At 70.9% G+C, this 20,869-nt stretch carries 18 protein-coding genes; 16 read left to right on the forward strand and 2 right to left on the reverse strand.

Annotation, left to right across the window (positions count from 1 at the left end):
• Positions 1-93: 93 nt before the first annotated feature.
• Positions 94-594, reverse strand: a complete 501-nt coding sequence (bldD, locus tag ACFWSK_RS21315; protein WP_014157378.1) for a transcriptional regulator BldD — start codon at positions 592-594, stop codon at positions 94-96.
• A gap of 221 nt (positions 595-815) precedes the next feature.
• Between bldD and pyrR the strand changes: the two genes are divergently transcribed.
• The 14 genes from pyrR to ACFWSK_RS21385 all read left to right on the forward strand — a co-directional run bounded on the left by pyrR (position 816) and on the right by ACFWSK_RS21385 (position 17,439).
• On the forward strand, positions 816-1,400 hold the full coding sequence (gene pyrR, locus ACFWSK_RS21320) for a bifunctional pyr operon transcriptional regulator/uracil phosphoribosyltransferase PyrR (protein WP_383788449.1): 585 nt from the start codon (positions 816-818) through the stop codon (positions 1,398-1,400).
• A gap of 93 nt (positions 1,401-1,493) precedes the next feature.
• A complete protein-coding gene (locus tag ACFWSK_RS21325) occupies positions 1,494-2,486 on the forward strand; it encodes an aspartate carbamoyltransferase catalytic subunit (protein WP_383788451.1) in 993 nt (330 codons plus the stop codon).
• A 2-nt stretch (positions 2,487-2,488) separates the two neighbouring features.
• Positions 2,489-3,775: a dihydroorotase gene (locus ACFWSK_RS21330; RefSeq protein WP_383788454.1), complete on the forward strand. Its 1,287-nt coding sequence runs from the start codon at positions 2,489-2,491 to the stop codon at positions 3,773-3,775.
• Complete coding sequence (locus ACFWSK_RS21335) at positions 3,772-4,350, forward strand: hypothetical protein (RefSeq protein WP_383788455.1); 579 nt, start codon at positions 3,772-3,774, stop codon at positions 4,348-4,350. Before ACFWSK_RS21330 ends, ACFWSK_RS21335 begins: the two co-directional genes overlap by 4 nt.
• Positions 4,347-5,498 carry a glutamine-hydrolyzing carbamoyl-phosphate synthase small subunit gene (gene carA / locus ACFWSK_RS21340; RefSeq protein ID WP_383788458.1) on the forward strand — a complete coding sequence of 384 codons (1,152 nt, stop codon included), beginning with the start codon at positions 4,347-4,349 and terminating at the stop codon, positions 5,496-5,498. Before ACFWSK_RS21335 ends, carA begins: the two co-directional genes overlap by 4 nt.
• Positions 5,491-8,799 carry a carbamoyl-phosphate synthase large subunit gene (gene carB, locus ACFWSK_RS21345; RefSeq protein ID WP_383788461.1) on the forward strand — a complete coding sequence of 1,103 codons (3,309 nt, stop codon included), beginning with the start codon at positions 5,491-5,493 and terminating at the stop codon, positions 8,797-8,799. Before carA ends, carB begins: the two co-directional genes overlap by 8 nt.
• Positions 8,800-8,855: 56 nt before the next feature.
• A complete protein-coding gene (locus ACFWSK_RS21350) occupies positions 8,856-9,965 on the forward strand; it encodes a quinone-dependent dihydroorotate dehydrogenase (RefSeq protein WP_383788464.1) in 1,110 nt (369 codons plus the stop codon).
• Positions 9,962-10,801 carry an orotidine-5'-phosphate decarboxylase gene (gene pyrF / locus ACFWSK_RS21355; protein WP_383788466.1) on the forward strand — a complete coding sequence of 280 codons (840 nt, stop codon included), beginning with the start codon at positions 9,962-9,964 and terminating at the stop codon, positions 10,799-10,801. The genes ACFWSK_RS21350 and pyrF overlap by 4 nt, the downstream gene beginning before the upstream one ends.
• A gap of 243 nt (positions 10,802-11,044) precedes the next feature.
• Positions 11,045-11,368, forward strand: a complete 324-nt coding sequence (locus ACFWSK_RS21360) for an integration host factor (RefSeq protein WP_328909038.1) — start codon at positions 11,045-11,047, stop codon at positions 11,366-11,368.
• A 38-nt stretch (positions 11,369-11,406) separates the two neighbouring features.
• Entirely contained in the window at positions 11,407-12,024 is a 618-nt protein-coding gene (gene gmk, locus ACFWSK_RS21365) for a guanylate kinase (RefSeq protein ID WP_383788469.1), read from the forward strand.
• Positions 12,025-12,097: 73 nt separating this feature from the next.
• On the forward strand, positions 12,098-12,370 hold the full coding sequence (gene rpoZ / locus ACFWSK_RS21370; protein ID WP_028814064.1) for a DNA-directed RNA polymerase subunit omega: 273 nt from the start codon (positions 12,098-12,100) through the stop codon (positions 12,368-12,370).
• A 114-nt stretch (positions 12,371-12,484) separates the two neighbouring features.
• Positions 12,485-13,687: a bifunctional phosphopantothenoylcysteine decarboxylase/phosphopantothenate--cysteine ligase CoaBC gene (gene coaBC / locus ACFWSK_RS21375; protein ID WP_383788471.1), complete on the forward strand. Its 1,203-nt coding sequence runs from the start codon at positions 12,485-12,487 to the stop codon at positions 13,685-13,687.
• Positions 13,688-13,928: 241 nt separating this feature from the next.
• Positions 13,929-15,137, forward strand: coding sequence for a methionine adenosyltransferase (gene metK, locus ACFWSK_RS21380; RefSeq protein ID WP_383788473.1), 1,209 nt, complete (start codon positions 13,929-13,931; stop codon positions 15,135-15,137).
• Between the two features lie 157 nt (positions 15,138-15,294).
• Positions 15,295-17,439, forward strand: coding sequence for a primosomal protein N' (locus tag ACFWSK_RS21385; protein ID WP_383788476.1), 2,145 nt, complete (start codon positions 15,295-15,297; stop codon positions 17,437-17,439).
• Between the two features lie 81 nt (positions 17,440-17,520).
• Here ACFWSK_RS21385 and ACFWSK_RS21390 read toward each other — a convergent pair whose 3' ends face one another.
• Positions 17,521-18,093 carry a hypothetical protein gene (locus ACFWSK_RS21390; RefSeq protein WP_383788479.1) on the reverse strand — a complete coding sequence of 191 codons (573 nt, stop codon included), beginning with the start codon at positions 18,091-18,093 and terminating at the stop codon, positions 17,521-17,523.
• 239 nt (positions 18,094-18,332) lie between these two features.
• Here ACFWSK_RS21390 and fmt point away from each other — a divergent pair, with 239 nt between their 5' ends.
• The gene (gene fmt, locus ACFWSK_RS21395; RefSeq protein WP_383788482.1) at positions 18,333-19,265 is read left to right on the forward strand and encodes a methionyl-tRNA formyltransferase; all 933 of its coding nucleotides are present in this window, start codon (positions 18,333-18,335) and stop codon (positions 19,263-19,265) included.
• A gap of 117 nt (positions 19,266-19,382) precedes the next feature.
• A complete protein-coding gene (locus tag ACFWSK_RS21400) occupies positions 19,383-20,816 on the forward strand; it encodes an RsmB/NOP family class I SAM-dependent RNA methyltransferase (RefSeq protein WP_383788485.1) in 1,434 nt (477 codons plus the stop codon).
• The last annotated feature ends 53 nt before the right edge of the window (positions 20,817-20,869 follow it).

Consider the following 20,869-nt stretch of genomic DNA (forward strand, 5'->3'; position numbering starts at 1 on the left):
GGGTCTGGGTGCGCGCCCGTGGTCCCCACCGGGGGGGGGGGGGGGGCCCCGGGCCCCCCGCCCACCCGGCGGTACGTTTCTGCTGTGGAGAGGTCAGCCCTCGTCGTGGGCGACCGCGCGGCGCGCGTCCGCGTCCAGGACGCCCCAGCTGATCAGCTGCTCCGTGAGCACGGACGGCGACTGGTCGTAGATCACGGCGAGCGTGCGCAGGTCGTCCTGGCGGATCGAGAGCACCTTGCCGTTGTAGTCACCGCGCTGGCTCTGGATCGTCGCGGCGTAACGCTGCAGCGGTCCGGCCTTCTCCGGCGGGACGTGGGCGAGGCGCTCCAGGTCCAGAACGAGCTTGGGCGGCGGCTCGGCGGCCCCGCCCGGCGTCGTGCCGGGCAGCAGCTCCTGCACCGGGACGCCGTAGAAGTCTGCCAGCTCGGCGAGGCGCTGAACGGTCACGGCACGGTCGCCACGCTCGTACGAACCGACCACGACGGCCTTCCAGCGGCCCTGGGACTTCTCTTCCACGCCATGGAGGGAGAGGCCCTGCTGGGTGCGGATGGCACGGAGCTTGGCCCCGAGCTGTTTTGCGTATTCGCTGGACATAAGGCTCCCCGGACGCTGGAACAGTTTGCGGCTCCGCCGCGTGGCTGGTAACTCACTGTGAGGTTACGCAGCGTTACTTGGATGCGTCAAGCTGAATGGTCCGGACCGGTACCTCCCGGGGGTGGGGCCAGGGGCTCGCACACGCCCTGGTAACGTGGGTGACGCAATTTCGACGTCCTTTAACGTCCGTCCAGTGAGGCGGAGAAGGAGGTCCGTTTCTTATGGACACACAGCACGACGACATCGGCAACACGGCACGCCCCGTTCTCGAGGCTCCCGACATCGCCCGGGTACTGACCCGGATCGCCCACGAGATCGTCGAACGCGCCAAGGGCGCCGACGACGTGGTGCTCCTCGGCATTCCGACGCGAGGCGTCTTCCTCGCCCGCCGGCTCGCCGACAAGCTCGAAGAGATCACCGGCCGGAAGATGCCGGTCGGATCGCTCGACATCACGATGTACCGCGACGATCTGAGGATGCGCCCCGCGCGTGCTCTGGCCCGCACCGAGATCCCCGGAGAGGGCATCGAGGGCCGGCTGGTCGTCCTGGTCGACGACGTGCTCTTCTCCGGCCGCACGATCCGCGCCGCACTCGACGCGCTCGGCGACATCGGACGCCCCCGCGCCGTGCAGCTCGCGGTCCTCGTCGACCGAGGTCACCGGGAACTCCCCATCCGCGCCGATTACGTCGGCAAGAACCTCCCCACGTCGCTGCGGGAGACGGTCAAGGTCCAGCTCGCCGAGGAGGACGGCCGCGACGCCGTGCTGCTCGGTGTCCAGCAGACGGCCCCGGCGGTCGAGCAGTAGCTGCCCGGCCCGTACGCCGCCAGTCAGGCCGTACAGCAGCTTTCGCACGCCCGCGTGCCCGAATCCTCTCTTCAGCAACCCGGAGAACCCCAGATGAAGCGTCACCTCATCTCGGCCGCCGACCTCACCCGCGACGACGCCGTCCAGATCCTCGACACCGCCGAGGAGATGGCCCGGGTCGCGGACCGGCCGATCAAGAAGCTCCCCACCCTGCGCGGACGTACCGTCGTCAACCTCTTCTTCGAGGACTCGACGCGTACCCGCATCTCCTTCGAGGCCGCCGCCAAGCGCCTCTCCGCCGACGTCATCAACTTCTCCGCGAAGGGTTCGTCCGTCTCCAAGGGCGAGTCGCTCAAGGACACCGCCCTGACCCTGGAGGCGATGGGCGCGGACGCCGTCGTCATCCGGCACGGCGCCTCGGGCGCCCCGTACCGGCTGGCCACCTCCGGCTGGATCGACGGCGCCGTCGTCAACGCGGGGGACGGCACCCACGAGCACCCCACCCAGGCCCTGCTGGACGCCTTCACGATGCGCCGCAGGCTGGTGGGAGCCGACGCCGGTCTCGGCAAGGACCTCGAAGGCCGCCGCATCACGATCGTCGGCGACATCCTGCACAGCCGGGTGGCCCGCTCCAACGTCCACCTGCTGACCACCCTCGGGGCGCACGTCACGCTGGTCGCCCCGCCGACGCTGGTCCCGGTCGGCGTCGAGCAGTGGCCGTGCGACGTCAGCTACAGCCTCGATGAGGTGCTGCCGGAGTCGGACGCGGTGATGATGCTTCGTGTGCAGCGTGAACGGATGAACGCCGCCTACTTCCCGACCGAGCGCGAGTACTCCCGCCGCTACGGCCTGGACGGCTCGCGCATGGCCAAGATGCCCGAGCACGCCATCGTCATGCACCCCGGGCCGATGGTCCGCGGCATGGAGATCACCGCCGACGTGGCCGACTCCGACCGCTGCACGGTCGTCGAGCAGGTCGCCAACGGTGTCTCCATCCGCATGGCCGTGCTCTACCTGCTGCTCGGCGGCAACGAGTCCGCCACCGCCCACACGTCACCCGCCGCCCGTACCGAGGAGAACAAGTAACCATGAGCAAGATCCTTATTCGCGGCGCGAAGATCCTCGGTGGCGAGCCGCAGGACGTCCTGATCGACGGCGAGACCATCGAGCGGGTCGGTACGGACATCGAGGCCGGCGACGCCACCGTCATCGAGGCGGCGGGCCAGATCCTGCTGCCCGGCCTGGTCGACCTGCACACCCATCTGCGTGAGCCCGGCCGCGAGGACTCCGAGACCGTCCTCACCGGCACGAAGGCCGCCGCGGTGGGCGGCTTCACCGCCGTGCACGCCATGGCCAACACCTTCCCCGTCGCCGACACCGCGGGCGTCGTCGAGCAGGTCTGGCGGCTCGGCAAGGAGTCCGGCTACTGCGACGTGCAGCCCATCGGCGCCGTCACCGTCGGCCTGGAGGGCAAGCAGCTCGCCGAGCTCGGCGCCATGCACGACTCCGCCGCCGGAGTGAAGGTCTTCTCCGACGACGGCAAGTGCGTCGACGACGCCGTGATCATGCGGCGCGCGCTGGAGTACGTGAAGGCGTTCGACGGGGTCGTCGCCCAGCACGCCCAGGAGCCGCGCCTCACCGAGGGCGCCCAGATGAACGAGGGCGTCGTCTCCGCCGAGCTGGGTCTCGGCGGCTGGCCCGCCGTCGCCGAGGAGTCGATCATCGCCCGCGATGTCCTCCTCGCCGCCCACGTCGGCTCCCGGGTGCACATCTGCCACCTGTCGACCGCCGGTTCCGTCGAGATCGTCCGCTGGGCCAAGTCCAAGGGCTGGAACGTCACCGCCGAGGTCACCCCGCACCACCTGCTCCTCACCGACGAACTCGTACGGTCGTACAACCCGGTCTACAAGGTGAACCCGCCGCTGCGCACCGAGGCCGACGTGATGGCCCTGCGCGAGGCGCTGGCCGACGGCACCATCGACTGCGTCGCCACCGACCACGCCCCGCACCCGCACGAGGACAAGGACTGCGAGTGGGCAGCGGCCGCCATGGGCATGGTTGGCCTGGAGACCGCGCTCTCCGTCGTGCAGCAGACGATGGTCGACACCGGCCTCATCGACTGGGCGGGTGTCGCCGACCGCATGTCGTTCCGCCCCGCGGCCATCGGCAGGCTCGACGGGCACGGCCGCCCCGTCTCGGCAGGCGAGCCCGCCAACCTGACGCTCGTCGATCCGGCATACCGTGGAGTCGTGGACCCCGCGGGCTTCGCGTCCCGCAGCCGTAACACCCCGTACGAGGGTCGCGAGCTGCCGGGCCGAGTGACCCACACCTTCCTGCGGGGCCGTGCCACGGTCGTCGACGGGAAGCTCGCGTGACAACACTGACCCCCCTTTACCTGCTGGCCGCCGATCAGAAGTCGGCCGAGGTGACCGACTGGTCCGCCCGGATCAGCTGGGTCGTCGGACTGGCCGTCTTCATCGCCCTCGTCTACTGGCTGATGCGCCAGGGATGGAAGTGGCGAGGACAGCTCCAGTCCGGTCTGCCCGAGCTGCCCGTCACCCCCGAGGGGTTCGCGGACGGCGAGAAACTGCTCACACTCTCGGGCCGCTACCACGCCTCGACGACCGCCGGGCAGTGGCTCGACCGGATCGTCGCCCACGGACTCGGCACCCGCAGCCGCGTCGAGCTCACGCTCGGCGAGCAGGGACTCGACGTCGTACGTCCCGGAGCAGCGGACTTCTTCGTACCGGCCGGGGCCCTGCGCGAGGCCCGGCTCGACAAGGCGCTCGCCGGCAAGGTCCTCCCCGAGGGGGGCCTGCTGGTCATCACCTGGGCGCACGGCGACAAGCTGATCGACTCCGGCTTCCGCTCCGACCACGCGGCCGAACACCGGGCCTGGGTCGACGCCATCAATCACCTGAACAGCACTACGGAAGGCACCGCACGATGACGATCTCCAATCCGGGGCATGCCTCGAGGGGGAAAAAGGTGTCTCCCGCCGTACTCGTCCTGGAGGATGGCCGCGTGTTCCGCGGCCGTGCCTACGGGGCCGTGGGGGAGACCTTCGGTGAGGCCGTCTTCAACACCGGTATGAGTGGTTACCAGGAGACGCTGACCGACCCCTCGTACCACAAGCAGGTCGTCGTGATGACGGCCCCGCACGTCGGCAACACCGGTGTCAACGACGAGGACGACGAGTCCGGGCGCATCTGGGTCGCCGGCTACGTGGTCCGCGACCCCGCCCGCGTCCCCTCCAACTGGCGCTCGCGGCGCACGCTCGACGACGAGCTCGTCCGGCAGAACGTCGTCGGGATCAGCGGCATCGACACCCGGGCGCTGACCCGGCACCTGCGGGAGCGCGGCGCGATGCGCGTCGGCATCTTCTCCGGTGAGACGGTCGCCGACGACGCCACGCTGCTCGCCCGCGTCAAGCAGGCCCCCGAGATGACGGGCGCGAGCCTGTCGGACGAGGTGACCACCACGGAGGCGTACGTCGTCCCCGCGATCGGCGAGAAGAAGTTCACCGTCGCCGCCCTGGACCTGGGCATCAAGGGCATGACGCCGCACCGGATGGCCGAGCGCGGCATAGAGGTGCACGTCCTGCCCGCGACGGCGACCGTCGAGGACGTCTACGCCGTGAACCCCGACGGGTTCTTCCTGTCCAACGGACCGGGCGACCCCTCCACCGTCGACCTGACCGTCGTCCAGGCCGTTCTGGCGCGGAAGACCCCGCTGTTCGGTATCTGCTTCGGCAACCAGATCCTCGGACGCGCGCTGGGATTCGGCACGTACAAGCTGAAGTACGGCCACCGCGGCATCAACCAGCCCGTGCAGGACCGCACGACCGGCAAGGTCGAGGTCACCGCGCACAACCACGGCTTCGCCGTCGACGCGCCGCTCGACAAGGTCTCCGAGACGCCGTTCGGCCGCGCCGAGGTCTCCCACGTCTGCCTGAACGACCAGGTCGTCGAGGGCCTTCAGCTCCTCGACCAGCCTGCTTTCAGCGTCCAGTACCACCCCGAAGCTGCCGCCGGCCCGCACGACGCCGCGTACCTCTTCGACCGCTTCGTATCCCTGATGGAGGCCGAGCGTGCCTAAGCGCACCGATATCCAGTCCGTCCTGGTCATCGGCTCCGGCCCGATCGTCATCGGTCAGGCCGCCGAGTTCGACTACTCCGGTACCCAGGCATGCCGCGTCCTCAAGGCCGAGGGCCTGCGCGTCATCCTGGTGAACTCCAACCCGGCGACGATCATGACCGACCCGGAGATCGCCGACGCCACGTACGTCGAGCCGATCACCCCGGAGTTCGTCGAGAAGATCATCGCCAAGGAGCGCCCGGACGCGCTGCTCCCGACGCTGGGCGGCCAGACCGCGCTCAACACCGCGATCTCCATGCACGAGAACGGCGTCCTGGAGAAGTACGGCGTCGAGCTGATCGGCGCCAACGTCGAAGCCATCAACAAGGGCGAGGACCGCGAGCTCTTCAAGGGCGTCGTCGAGGCCGTCAAGGCGAAGATCGGGTACGGCGAGTCCGCCCGCTCGGTCATCTGCCACTCGATGGACGACATCATCAAGGGCGTCGACACCCTCGGCGGCTACCCCGTCGTCGTCCGCCCCTCCTTCACCATGGGCGGCGCCGGCTCCGGCTTCGCGCACGACGAGGAGGAGCTGCGCCGGATCGCCGGACAGGGCCTCACGCTCTCCCCGACCACCGAGGTGCTCCTGGAGGAGTCCATCCTCGGCTGGAAGGAGTACGAGCTGGAGCTGATGCGCGACAAGAACGACAACGTCGTGGTCGTCTGCTCCATCGAGAACTTCGACCCGATGGGCGTCCACACCGGTGACTCGATCACCGTGGCCCCCTCGATGACCCTCACCGACCGTGAGTACCAGCGGCTCCGTGACATCGGCATCGCGATCATCCGCGAGGTCGGCGTCGACACCGGCGGCTGCAACATCCAGTTCGCCATCGACCCGGTCGACGGCCGCGTCATCGTGATCGAGATGAACCCCCGGGTCTCCCGCTCCTCGGCGCTCGCGTCGAAGGCCACCGGCTTCCCGATCGCCAAGATCGCCGCGAAGCTGGCCGTCGGCTACACGCTCGACGAGATCCCGAACGACATCACCGAGAAGACCCCGGCCTCCTTCGAACCGACGCTCGACTACGTCGTCGTGAAGGCCCCGCGCTTCGCCTTCGAGAAGTTCCCCTCCGCCGACTCCACCCTCACCACCACCATGAAGTCGGTGGGCGAGGCCATGGCGATCGGCCGGAACTTCACCGAGGCGCTGCAGAAGGCACTGCGCTCCCTGGAGAAGAAGGGCTCGCAGTTCACCTTCGTCGGCGAGCCCGGCGACAAGGCCGAGCTGCTGGCCGAGGCCGTCCGCCCGACCGACGGCCGGATCAACACCGTCATGCAGGCGATCCGCGCCGGCGCCACCCAGGAAGAGGTCTTCGACGCCACGAAGATCGACCCCTGGTTCGTCGACCAGCTCTTCCTCATCCACGAGATCGCGGACGAACTGGCCGCCGCCGAGCGCCTCGACGTCGACCTGCTCGCCGAGGCCAAGCGGCACGGCTTCTCCGACGCGCAGATCGCCGAGATCCGCGGCCTGCGCGAGGACGTCGTACGCGAGGTCCGGCACGCGCTCGGTATCCGCCCGGTCTACAAGACCGTGGACACCTGCGCCGCGGAGTTCGCCGCGAACACGCCGTACTTCTACTCCTCGTACGACGAGGAGAGCGAGGTCGCGCCCCGCACCAAGCCCGCGGTGATCATCCTGGGCTCGGGTCCCAACCGCATCGGCCAGGGCATCGAGTTCGACTACTCCTGCGTCCACGCCTCCTTCGCCCTGAGCGACGCGGGCTACGAGACCGTGATGGTCAACTGCAACCCGGAGACGGTCTCCACCGACTACGACACCTCCGACCGTCTGTACTTCGAGCCGCTGACGCTCGAGGACGTGCTGGAGATCGTGCACGCGGAGTCCCTCGCGGGCCCGATCGCCGGTGTCATCGTCCAGCTCGGCGGCCAGACCCCGCTGGGTCTGTCGCAGGCGCTCAAGGACAACGGTGTGACCATCGTCGGGACGTCCCCGGAGGCCATCCACGCCGCCGAGGACCGCGGCGCCTTCGGCCGCGTCCTGGCCGAGGCCGGTCTGCCGGCCCCGAAGCACGGCACCGCCACCACCTTCTCCGAGGCCAAGGCCATCGCCGACGAGATCGGCTACCCCGTCCTCGTACGCCCGTCGTACGTACTCGGCGGCCGCGGCATGGAGATCGTCTACGACGAGACCCGCCTCTCCTCGTACATCGCGGAGTCCACCGAGATCAGCCCCACCAGGCCGGTCCTGGTCGACCGCTTCCTCGACGACGCGATCGAGATCGACGTCGACGCGCTCTACGACGGCACCGAGCTCTACCTCGGCGGCGTCATGGAGCACATCGAGGAGGCCGGTATCCACTCCGGGGACTCCGCCTGCGCACTGCCCCCGATCACGCTCGGCGGCTACGACATCAAGCGGCTGCGCGCCTCCACCGAGGGCATCGCCAAGGGCGTCGGCGTACGCGGACTGATCAACATCCAGTTCGCGCTCTCCGGCGACATCCTGTACGTCCTGGAAGCCAACCCGCGTGCCTCCCGCACCGTGCCCTTCACCTCGAAGGCGACCGCGGTCCCGCTCGCCAAGGCCGCCGCACGGATCTCGCTCGGCGCGACCATCGCCGAGCTCCGCGAGGAGGGCCTGCTCCCGAAGACCGGCGACGGCGGCACCCTGCCGCTCGACGCGCCGATCTCCGTCAAGGAGGCCGTGATGCCGTGGTCGCGCTTCCGCGACATCCACGGCCGCGGCGTCGACACGGTCCTCGGCCCCGAGATGCGCTCGACGGGCGAAGTCATGGGCATCGACTCGGTCTTCGGCACGGCGTACGCCAAGTCGCAGGCCGGCGCGTACGGTCCGCTGCCCACCGAGGGACGCGCGTTCATCTCCGTCGCCAACCGCGACAAGCGCTCGATGATCTTCCCGGCCCGCGAACTGGTCGCCCACGGCTTCGAGTTGCTCGCCACGTCCGGTACGGCCGAGGTGCTCAAGCGCAACGGCATCAACGCCACGGTCGTGCGCAAGCAGTCCGAGGGCGAGGGCCCGAACGGCGAGCGGACCATCGTCCAGCTCATCCACGACGGCGAGGTCGACCTCATCGTCAACACGCCGTACGGCACCGGCGGCCGGCTCGACGGCTACGAGATCCGCACCGCGGCGGTGGCCCGGTCCGTGCCCTGCCTGACGACGGTGCAGGCGCTCGCCGCCGCCGTCCAGGGCATCGACGCGCTCAACCACGGTGACGTCGGCGTACGTTCCCTCCAGGAACACGCGGAGCATCTGACCGCGGCCCGCGACTAGCAGCCCAGATGGGGGACACCGGAAACGGTGTCCCCCTCTTCATGAGGACACCTCTGATGTACACACTCTTCTTCAAGCTGGTCTTCACGCGCATGGACCCGGAGGAGGCGCATTACCTGGCCTTCCGCTGGATCCGCCTGGCCGCCCGCGTCCCCGTGCTGCGCACCTTCGTCGCCGCCCTGCTCGCCCCCCGTCACAGGGAACTGCGCACGGAGGCCCTCGGCCTGCGCATGCACGGCCCCTTCGGACTCGCGGCCGGCTTCGACAAGAACGCCATCGCGATCGACGGCATGGCGATGCTCGGCTTCGACCACATCGAGATCGGTACGGTCACCGGCGAACCGCAGCCGGGCAACCCCAAGAAGCGCCTCTTCCGCCTGGTCCAGGACCGGGCGCTGATCAACCGCATGGGGTTCAACAACGAGGGCTCCGCGGCCGTGGCCGAGCGCCTGGCGGCCCGTAACCCCGTCTTCCGTACGACCGTCGGCGTCAACATCGGCAAGACCAAGGTCGTACCGGAGGCCGAAGCGGTCGGCGACTACGTGAAGTCGGCCGAGCGCCTGGCGGCCCACGCCGACTACCTCGTCGTGAACGTCTCCTCGCCCAACACGCCCGGTCTGCGCAACCTCCAGGCCACCGAGGCGCTGCGCCCGCTGCTCTCGGCCGTGCGTGAGGCGGCCGACCGGACCGTCACGGACCGCCGGGTCCCGCTGCTCGTCAAGATCGCCCCGGACCTCGCCGACGAGGACGTCGACGCGGTCGCCGACCTCGCGGTGGAGCTCGGCCTGGACGGCATCATCGCCACCAACACCACCATCGCCCGGGACAGCCTCGGCCTGAAGTCCTCGCCGTCGCTGGTCAAGGAGACCGGCGGGCTCTCCGGAGCGCCCCTCAAGGACCGCTCCCTGGACGTCCTGAGCCGTCTGTACGCCCGCGTGGGCGACCGGCTCACGCTCGTCGGCGTCGGGGGCATCGAGAACGCCGAGGACGCCTGGCAGCGCATCCTGGCCGGCGCCACGCTCGTCCAGGGCTACAGCGCCTTCATCTACGAGGGCCCGTTCTACGCCCGCGCGATCCACAAGGGCCTGGCCGCACGCCTGGCCGCCTCCCCGTACGCGACCCTCGCCGAAGCGGTCGGCGCCGAGACACGGAAGGCCGAGAAGTGACCCCTGAACCCTTCGGCGCACGCCTGCGCCGCGCCATGGACACCCGCGGGCCGCTCTGCGTGGGCATCGACCCGCACGCCTCGCTGCTCACCTCCTGGGGCCTGAACGACGACATCGCGGGGCTGGAGCGCTTCACGCGCACGGTCGTCGAGGCACTGGCCGACCGGGTGGCCGTGCTCAAGCCGCAGTCCGCGTTCTTCGAGCGCTTCGGTTCCCGGGGCGTCGCCGTGCTGGAGAAGGCCGTCGCGGAGGCGCGGGCGGCCGGCGCCCTGGTCCTGATGGACGCCAAGCGGGGCGACATCGGCTCCACGATGGGCGCCTACGCGGCGACCTACCTGGACAAGGACTCGCCGCTGTTCTCCGACGCGGTCACCGTCTCGCCGTACCTGGGCTTCGGCTCGCTGCGCCCCGCGCTCGACGCGGCGGCGGTCTCCGGATCCGGTGTCTTCGTGCTCGCGCTCACCTCCAACCCCGAGGGCGCGGAGGTGCAGCGCGCGACCGCGGCCGACGGCCGGTCGCTGGCTCAGGTGATGCTCGACCACATGGCCGCGGAGAACGAGGGCGTCACGCCGCTCGGTTCCGTGGGCGCGGTGGTCGGTGCCACGCTCGGCGACGCCGGGGTGGATCTGGCGATCAACGGTCCGCTGCTCGCCCCCGGCATCGGCGCCCAGGGTGCGACCCCCGCGGATCTGCCGGGTGTGTTCGGTGCCGCGGTGCGCAATGTGGTGCCCAGCGTCAGCCGGGGAGTGCTGCGTCACGGTCCGGACGTTTCCGGGCTGCGCGAAGCCGCCGGACGGTTCGCGGACGAGGTCCGTGCGGCCGTCTCGGAAAGCTGACCATGCCACGTAACAGCGTGTTGACGAATTCCTGACCAAAATCCGGGGCAATATGCCGGAAAAGTCCCAGTAGGCTGAGGCTGACCAGGACTTTTACTGCGTTCTCGCTGACTCCGGCGCCCTTGGCCGCTAGTCTCCGTCGAGAGTCAACGAGCACAGGTTGTCCGTTGCTCACGAGGTGTGGGGCGACTAGGTTCCTCACCGGTCCGTATCCGACAGATCGACATCCGAGGTGACGTAGGCGTGGCTCTTCCGCCCCTTACCCCTGAACAGCGCGCAGCCGCGCTCGAAAAGGCCGCCGCGGCTCGCCGGGAGCGGGCCGAGGTCAAGAATCGACTCAAGCACTCCGGCGCCTCGCTCCACGAGGTCATCAAGACGGGCCAGGAGAACGACGTCATCGGCAAGATGAAGGTCTCCGCGCTCCTGGAGTCCCTGCCCGGCGTGGGCAAGGTCCGTGCCAAGCAGATCATGGAGCGGCTCGGCATCTCCGAGAGCCGCCGGGTGCGGGGTCTCGGCTCCAACCAGATCGCATCTCTGGAGCGTGAGTTCGGCGGCAGCGCCGCCTGAGGTTCTCAGGCACTCCTGAGAACCTGGATAATCGCTCCATGGCTGCAACATCCCGGGGGACGTCCCCCGTACCCCCGGACGTACGTCCGCGGCTGACCGTGCTCTCCGGCCCCTCGGGTGTCGGCAAGAGCACGGTCGTCGCGCATATGCGCAAGGTCCACCCCGAGGTCTGGCTCTCCGTATCGGCCACGACCCGCAAGCCCCGACCCGGCGAACGCAACGGTGTCCACTATTTCTTCGTGGAGAACGAGGAGTTCGACAAGCTCGTCGCCAACGGCGAGCTGCTGGAGTGGGCGGAGTTCGCGGGCAACCGCTACGGCACACCGCGCCGCGCCGTCCTCGACCGCCTGGAGGCGGGCGAGCCGGTGCTCCTGGAGATCGACCTCCAGGGCGCCCGACTGGTCCGCGAGTCGATGCCCGACGCCCAGCTGGTCTTCCTGGCTCCGCCGAGCTGGGACGAACTGGTGCGCCGGCTCACCGGCCGGGGGACCGAAGCTCCCGACGTGATCGAGCGCAGGCTCGCGGCCGCCAAGATCGAGCTGGCCGCCGAGTCCGAGTTCGATACGACGCTTGTCAACACCTCGGTCGAGGATGTAGCACGTGAGCTGCTAACCTTGATGCTGCAGGCTTCCGGCCTCCGTGGCAGCAGCGACTGACACGGAGCACGAACACCACGGAACCGCGCGATCAAAGATCTCTTTGGTCTCTACCCCCTTCGGAAGGCAGAGAGTGTCCTCTTCCATTTCCACGCCCGAGGGCATCATCAACCCGCCGATTGATGAGCTCCTCGAGGCCACCGACTCGAAGTACAGCCTTGTGATCTACGCCGCCAAGCGCGCGCGCCAGATCAACGCGTACTACTCGCAGCTCGGTGAAGGTCTCCTTGAGTACGTCGGTCCGCTTGTCGACACCCACGTGCACGAGAAGCCGCTCTCGATCGCGCTCCGCGAGATCAACGCGGGCCTGCTGACCTCCGAGGCCATCGAGGGCCCCGCGCAGTAAGCAGGAACAGCACCTTCACCACAGGCCCGGCGGTCCCACCGCCGGGCCTGTGGTGTCTTATGGGACGGTGCGTACGCAGCCGGGTGCGCCGGATCACGAGTGCGGGGAGAGGCAGTGGACAAGCCGAAGGTCGTCCTGGGGGTCAGCGGCGGAATCGCCGCCTACAAGGCGTGCGAGTTGCTGCGCCGACTGACCGAGTCCGGCCACGACGTCCAGGTCGTACCGACCGAGGCGTCGCTGCATTTCGTGGGCGCCGCCACCTGGTCCGCGCTTTCCGGCCATCCTGTGTCGACCGAGGTCTGGAACGACGTCCACCAGGTGCCGCACGTCCGCACCGGACAGGCCGCCGACCTCGTCGTCGTGGCGCCCGCGACCGCCGACATGCTCGCCAGGGCCGCCCACGGCCTCGCCGACGACCTCCTCACCAACACCCTGCTCACGGCCCGCTGTCCGGTGGTCTTCGCCCCCGCCATGCACACCGAGATGTGGGAGCACCCGGCCACCCAGGAGAACGTCGCCACGCTGCGCAGGCGCGGGGCCGTCGTCATCGAACCGGCCGTCGGCCGGCTCACCGGAGTCGACACCGGCAAGGGCCGGCTGCCCGACCCGGGCGAGATCTTCGAGGTCTGCCGGCGGGTCCTCACCAGGGGAACCGCCGCCGCCGACCTCGCGGGCCGCCACGTGGTCATCAGCGCGGGCGGTACGCGCGAGCCCCTCGACCCCGTCCGCTACCTGGGCAACCGTTCCTCCGGGAAGCAGGGCTACGCCCTGGCCCGCACCGCGGTCGCCCGGGGCGCCCGGGTCACCCTCGTCGAGGCCAACACCGGGCTGCCGGACCCGGCGGGAGCCGATGTCCTGCGGGTGGGGACCGCCGTACAACTGCGCGAGGCCATGCTCAAGGCCGCGGCCGACGCCGACGTGGTGGTGATGGCCGCGGCCGTCGCCGACTTCCGCCCCGCGGTGTACGCGACGGGCAAGATCAAGAAGAAGGACGGGCACGAGCCCGAGCCCGTGGCCCTGGTCCGCAATCCGGACATCCTCGCGGAAATCTCCGCCGACCGGGCCCGGCCCGGTCAGCTCGTCGTCGGATTCGCGGCCGAGACCGACAACGTACTGGCCAACGGGCGCGAGAAACTTCGGCGCAAGGGTTGTGACCTGCTGGTCGTCAACGAGGTGGGGGAGCGCAAGACCTTCGGCTCCGAGGAGAACGAGGCCGTGGTGCTGGCCGCCGACGGCGGGGAGACCTCGGTGCCATACGGGCCCAAAGAGGCCCTCGCCGACACGGTCTGGGACCTTGTGGCAGCACATTTCGGCTAGATTCCGGGTTCCCTCCTCCGGGTGGCTGAAAATATCGGAAAGCGGATGTTTATGTCGCCCAGCGGGAGGGATTGTCACACTGGTGTCATCAGTGCCGCATGTCACAGAACTCCCAAGGGGCGAGACGCGTGGCCCAAGCGCCGGAACCGACCGATAAACTGGCCGACGGAACGTGCCGGGCGCAGCTCCCGGACGTTCCATCAATGATCAGCCAGCAGCCGCTGCAACCCCAGGGAGCGATGTGTCCCGCCGTCTCTTCACCTCGGAGTCCGTCACCGAGGGTCACCCCGACAAGATCGCTGACCAGATCAGCGACACGATTCTCGATGCGCTCCTGCGCGAGGACCCGTCCTCGCGCGTCGCCGTCGAGACCTTGATCACCACTGGTCTGGTGCATGTCGCGGGTGAGGTCACGACCAAGGCCTACGCCGACATTCCCAACCTTGTACGCAACAAGGTCCTGGAGATCGGCTACGACTCCTCCAAGAAGGGCTTCGACGGCGCCTCCTGCGGCGTCTCGGTGTCCATCGGCGCGCAGTCCCCGGACATCGCTCAGGGCGTCGACACGGCGTACGAGCAGCGCGTCGAGGGCGACGAGGACGAGCTCGACAAGCAGGGCGCGGGCGACCAGGGCCTCATGTTCGGCTACGCGTGCGACGAGACGCCCGAGCTGATGCCCCTGCCGATCCACATCGCGCACCGGCTCTCGCGCCGGCTGTCCGAGGTCCGCAAGAACGGGACCATCCCGTACCTGCGCCCCGACGGCAAGACGCAGGTCACCATCGAGTACGACGGCGACAAGGCCGTCCGCCTCGACACGGTCGTCGTCTCCTCGCAGCACGCGTCGGACATCGACCTGGACTCGCTGCTCGCGCCGGACATCCGTGAGTTCGTCGTCGAGCACGTCCTGGCGCAGCTCATCGAGGACGGCATCAAGCTGGAGACCGAGGGCTACCGCCTCCTCGTGAACCCGACCGGCCGCTTCGAGATCGGCGGCCCGATGGGCGACGCCGGCCTCACCGGCCGCAAGATCATCATCGACACCTACGGCGGCATGGCCCGTCACGGCGGTGGCGCCTTCTCGGGCAAGGACCCGTCGAAGGTCGACCGCTCGGCGGCGTACGCGATGCGCTGGGTCGCGAAGAACGTCGTCGCGGCCGGGCTCGCCGCCCGCTGCGAGGTCCAGGTGGCCTACGCGATCGGCAAGGCCGAGCCCGTCGGTCTGTTCGTCGAGACCTTCGGCACGGCCACGATCGAGACGGAGAAGATCGAGCACGCGATCGGCGAGGTCTTCGACCTCCGCCCGGCCGCGATCATCCGCGACCTCGACCTGCTGCGTCCGATCTACGCCCAGACCGCGGCCTACGGCCACTTCGGCCGCGAGCTCCCCGACTTCACCTGGGAGCGCACCGACCGCGTGGAAGCACTGCGCAGGGCCGCGGGCCTGTAACGGACCCGAGGGGATGAGAGCCCCAGGGCTCCGCCCCGAAGCCGTACGAACGCAGCCGTCTGGCTCATGCCGGGGCCCGGACACCGATCGTGGTGTCCGGGCCCCGGCGTCGTGACGCCCGGCGCCTCTGTCAGTGCCGTCTGGTAGGAATTTGGCTGTGAGCAGCGACAACGAGCGATCCGCCGAACCCGACACCGGGGCGCCGGAGCAGCTTGCGCTGATCCGGGAGACCATGCGCAAGGCACAAGTGCCCCGGGCCAAGCCGCGCACCTGGCGCGGTGCCGCGCTGGCCAAGGAGCTGCCCGTCGCCCGGGTCCTGGTCAACAAGGGCGTGCTCCACCTCGACCAGTACTTCGACTACGCCGTCCCGGAGGAGCTCGACGCGGACGCGCAGCCCGGTGTCCGGGTGCGGGTGCGGTTCGGGGCCGGGGGGCGTAACGTCCGGGGCGGCCGGCGCGAGGGCGGCGGGCTGATCGACGGATTCCTCATCGAGCGGCGTGCCGAATCGGACTACCAGGGGGCCCTCGCCGCCCTCGCCTACGTCGTCTCGCCCGAACCGGTGCTCGGCCCGGAGCTGCTCGCGCTCTCGCGGGCCGTCGCCGACCGGTACGCGGGCAGTCTCGCCGATGTCCTCCAGCTCGCCGTGCCGCCCAGGAACGGCCGGGCCGAGTCCAAGCCCTCCCCGGACCCCCTGCCGCCGCCCGCCCCGCCGGAGAGCGGGAGCTGGGAGAGGTACGGCCAGGGGCCCGCGTTCCTCCGGGCGCTGGCCGAAGGCGGAGCGCCGCGCGCCGTATGGACCGCTCTGCCGGGCCCGCGCTGGCCCGAGGAGATGGCCAGGGCGGTGGCCGCCACGCTCGCCTCGGGACGGGGAGCGCTCGTCGTCGTACCGGACGGCCGGGTCGCCGCGCGGGTGGACACCGCTCTTACCGGGCTGCTGGGGGAGGGGCGGCACACGCTCCTGACGGCGGACTCCGGTCCGGAGAAGCGCTACCGGCAGTGGCTCGCGGTGCGCCGGGGGTCCGTGCGGGCGGTCGTCGGGACGCGTGCCGCGATGTTCGCCCCCGTCGCCGATCTCGGCCTCGTCGTGATCTGGGACGACGGCGACTCCAGCCACAGCGACGACAACGCGCCGTTCCCACATGTCCGGGAGGTGCTGGAGCTTCGGGCCGCGCACGGCAGATGCGGCTTCCTGCTCGGTGGTACGAGCTGCACCGTGGAAGCCGCCCAGCTCGTCGAGACGGGCTGGGCGCTGCCCCTGAGCGCCGACCGGGAACAGCTGAGGAGCGCGGCGCCCCTCGTGCGTACCGTCGGGGACGGCGAGCTGGCGCGGGACGGCGCGGCCCGCAGCGCCCGGCTGCCCAGTCTCGCCTGGCAGACCGTCCGTGACGGGCTGCGCACCGGTCCGGTCCTGGTCCAGGTGCCCCGCCGGGGTTACGCGCCCCGGCTGGCCTGCGAGCGCTGCCGGACACCGGCGCGGTGCCGGCACTGCGCCGGGCCGCTGGAGGCCCCGGACCAGCAGGACCTCGACTGCGCCTGGTGCGGGCGCGCCGAGACGTCCTGGCACTGCGAGAGCTGCGGGTCCTTCCGGCTCCGGGCCCAGATCGTCGGAGCCCGCAGAACGGCGGAGGAACTCGGCAGGGCCTTCCCGGCCGTGCCGGTCCGGACGTCCGGGCGCGACCACATCCTGGATGCGGTGCCGGACGCACCCGCCCTGGTCGTGAGCACCCCGGGAGCCGAGCCCGTCGCCGAGGGCGGGTACGCCGCCGCGCTGCTGCTGGACGGCTGGGCCATGCTCGGCAGGCCCGACCTGCGGGCCGGTGAGGAGGCGCTGCGCCGGTGGACCTCCGCCGCCTCACTCGTACGGGGGCAGGGGGAGGGCGGCACCGTGGTGATCGTCGCGGAGCCGACGCTGCGCGCCGTGCAGGCGCTGGTGCGGTGGGACCCTGCCGGGTACGCACGGCGCGAGCTGGCGGAGCGCGCCGAGCTCGGCTTCCCGCCGGTGTCCCGGATGGCCTCGGTCATCGGTCCCGCCGAGGCGCTGGCCGCGTTCCTGGACGCCGCGGAACTGCCGCCGGAGGCGCAGATCCTGGGACCCGTGCCGGTACCGGCCGCCGAGCCCGGACGGCCGCGCAGGCCGTGGGACGCCCCACCGGGCGAGACCTGGGAGCGGGCACTGGTCCGGGTGGAGCCGGGGCGGGGAGCGGCGCTCGCCGCGGCCCTGAAGACGGCGCAGGCCGCGCGGATGGCGAGGGGCGGCGGCGATCCCGTCCGGATCAGGATCGATCCGCCGGACATCGGCTGAGCGGACGGGGCGGACCGGGGCCGCTCACGGGACTGCCCCGCCGTGCGTGCGGCACGGAGGGGCAGAGGGTGAGGCGGGCCGTTAGCCGTTGCGCGGGCCGGGGAAGGCGCCGGGGCGCAGTTCCTTCCGCAGCGAAGGGCCGGCCGTCGAGGGCTGGGGCGGCATCGAGCGGGCAGCGGGCACGGACGGCAGCGTGGGCCCGGAGGGGGCGGCGGGACCCCCCGGCATACCGGGGACCGCGGCCACGGGGCGCTGCGCGGCGCTCTCGGCGGCGACGGCCCCCTCGGCCGGTGCGGTGTTCGGGGCGTTGCGGCGGGCCCCGTAGCGGCGGTGGACAGCCTGCTTCGTGACCCCGAGGGCCGAGCCCACTGCGTCCCAGGAGAAACCGAGCGAGCGGTCGAAGTCGACCGCCGCCGTGACCAGGGTCTCGACGCTGTCCCGCAGTTCCTGGGCCAGGCGGACGGTGGGGGCCGGGGCCCTGCCGTAGACGACGAAGCCCGCTGACGGGCCGGAGCGGCGCGGACGGTAGACGTTGCCCAGCTGGGCGGTGAGGGTGCGCAGCGCGTCCACCTGCCGCCGGACCCGCTCGATGTCCCGCACCAGAAGATGCAGACTGGCCCGCGCTTGGGCGTCGTGGGTTGCGTGGTCGGCCATGAAGAAGCCTCTCGAACCGGCGATGAAAGGGATCGGGGCCGCACCGAGGCGGCCCACTTCGGTCAATCTCTCTTGACCAACGCGCCAGCGGGGGATGTGGTCACGCTATAGGGGCGTATGTGCATATGCGAGGGGCGCACGGCCACCCGTACGCCCCCCGGTACCGGGGGTGGTCACTGGCCCTAGACTGGTGTGCTGCTCATCACCGTACGTTTCGGCCCGAGAGGCAGTCAGCCCCCATGAAGCTCGTCTTCGCAGGCACCCCAGAGGTAGCCGTACCCGCCCTGGACGCCCTGATCGCCTCCGGCCGTCACGAGGTGGCCGCCGTCGTCACCCGGCCCGACGCACCCGCCGGGCGGGGGCGCCGGCTGGTCGCCAGCCCCGTCGCCGAGCGCGCCGAGGAGGCCGGGATCGAGGTCCTCAAGCCCGTCAGGCCGAGGGACGAGGACTTCCTCGCGCGGCTGCGGGAGATCGCGCCGGACTGCTGCCCCGTCGTCGCCTATGGCGCCCTGCTGCCCAAGGCCGCGCTCGCCGTGCCGGCCCGGGGCTGGGTCAACCTCCACTTCTCGCTGCTGCCCGCCTGGCGCGGCGCCGCCCCCGTGCAGCACGCGGTCATGGCGGGCGACGAGGTCACCGGCGCGTCCACGTTCCTCATCGAGGAGGGACTGGATTCCGGACCGGTGTACGGCGTCCTCACCGAGGAGGTACGGCCCACCGACACCAGCGGCGACGTCCTTACCCGGCTCGCCTTCGCCGGTGCGGGGCTGCTCGCGGCGACCATGGACGGCATCGAGGACGGCGTGCTGCACGCGGTGCCGCAGCCGGCCGAGGGCATCACCCTCGCCCCCAAGATCACCGTCGAGGACGCCCAGGTGCAGTGGTCCGCCCCCGCGCTGCGGGTCGACCGGGTCATCCGGGGCTGCACCCCCGCCCCCGGCGCCTGGACGCTCTTCCGCGGGGAACGCCTCAAGCTGATCCAGGCCGTGCCCGTCCTCGACCGCACCGACCTGGCCCCGGGCGAACTGTCCGCCGCCAAGAACAACGTGTACGTGGGCACCGGCTCGCACGCCGTGGAACTGTTGTGGGTGCAGCCGCAGGGCAAGAAGCCGATGCGGGGCGCCGACTGGGCGCGCGGGGTGCGGATCGTGCCGGGCGAACTGGTCGGGATGTAGCGAGGGCGGCGGCAGCGCCCGGCGGCCTCCTGCGTCCTCGGGCGCCGGACGGGCCCGCCTCGGCTGCGACGTACCCTGGGAGGGTCGTCCCCTCACCTTCAGCGGAGCACCTTTCTCGTGACTGACCAGCAGCGTCGCCGTCCCGCCAAGCCGCATCGCCGTCCTCAGAAGGACCCGGTCCGGTTCCTCGCCTTCGAGGCGCTGCGGGCCGTCGACGAACGCGACGCGTACGCCAACCTCGTCCTGCCTCCCCTGCTGAAGAAGGCACGGGCCAAGGGCGACTTCGACGGCAGGGACGCGGCGCTCGCCACCGAGCTGGTCTACGGGACGCTGCGCCGTCAGGGCACGTACGACGCGATCGTCGCCGCCTGCATCGACCGGCCGCTGCGCGAGGTCGACCCGCCGGTGCTGGACGTCCTCAACATGGGCGTGCACCAGCTGCTGGGCACCCGCATTCCGACCCATGCCGCCGTCTCGGCCAGCGTCGAGCTGGCCCGCGTGGTGCTGGGCGAGGGGCGCGCCAAGTTCGTCAACGCCGTGCTGCGGAAGGTGACGGCGCACGACCTGGACGGCTGGGTGGAGCGGGTCGCCCCCTCGTACGAGAAGGACGCCGAGGACCATCTCTCCATCGTCCACTCGCATCCGCGGTGGATCGTCTCCGCACTCTGGGACGCCCTCGGCGGAGGCCGCGCCGGAATCGAGGATCTGCTCGAAGCCGACAACGAGCGGCCCGAGGTGACCCTGGTCGCCCGGCCCGGCCGCTCCACCACCGACGAACTCCTGGCCGCCCTCGGCGAGGACAACGGCCTTCCCGGCCGCTGGTCGCCCTACGCCGTGCGGATGGCCGAGGGCGGCGAGCCGGGAGCACTGACCGCCGTCCAGGACGGCAGCGCCGGAGTCCAGGACGAGGGCAGTCAGCTCGTCGCCGCCGCCCTGGCCAACGCGCCGGTGGAGGGCAGGGACAGCCGCTGGCTCGACGGCTGCGCGGGACCCGGCGGCAAGGCCGCCCTGCTGGCGGCTCTCGCGGCCGGCCGGGGCGCCGCTCTCCTCGCCGCCGAGAAGCAGCCGCACCGTGCGCGGCTCGTCGAGCGGTCGCTGGCCGGCAACCCGGGCCCGTACCAGGTGATCACCGCCGACGGCACCCGCCCGCCGTGGCAGCCGGGCTCCTTCGACCGGGTCCTGATGGACGTTCCGTGCTCCGGACTGGGCGCCCTGCGCCGTCGTCCGGAAGCGCGCTGGCGGCGCAGGGCCGAGGACCTCGAAAGCTTCGCCCCGCTCCAACGCGGCCTGCTGCGCGAGGCGTTGAAGGCCGTGCGAATCGGCGGAGTCGTCGGCTACGCGACCTGCTCACCGCATCTCGCGGAGACCCGGGTCGTTGTGGACGACGTACTCAAGGGCCGTGGCGGACAGCCCGTCGAAGCCGAGTGGGTGGATGCCCGTCCCCTGATGCCGGGAGTGCCCGCGCTCGGTGACGGCCCCGACGTACAGCTCTGGCCCCACCTGCACGGCACGGACGCGATGTACCTCGCGCTGCTGCGCCGCACCGGCTGATCCGCAGGCAAAAGACCGGCAAAAAGCCGGGATTGCGCGAACTGTGATGATCC

Origin of the sequence: Streptomyces sp. NPDC058620 (genome assembly GCF_042717135.1) — a bacterium.
Lineage (GTDB): Bacteria > Actinomycetota > Actinomycetes > Streptomycetales > Streptomycetaceae > Streptomyces.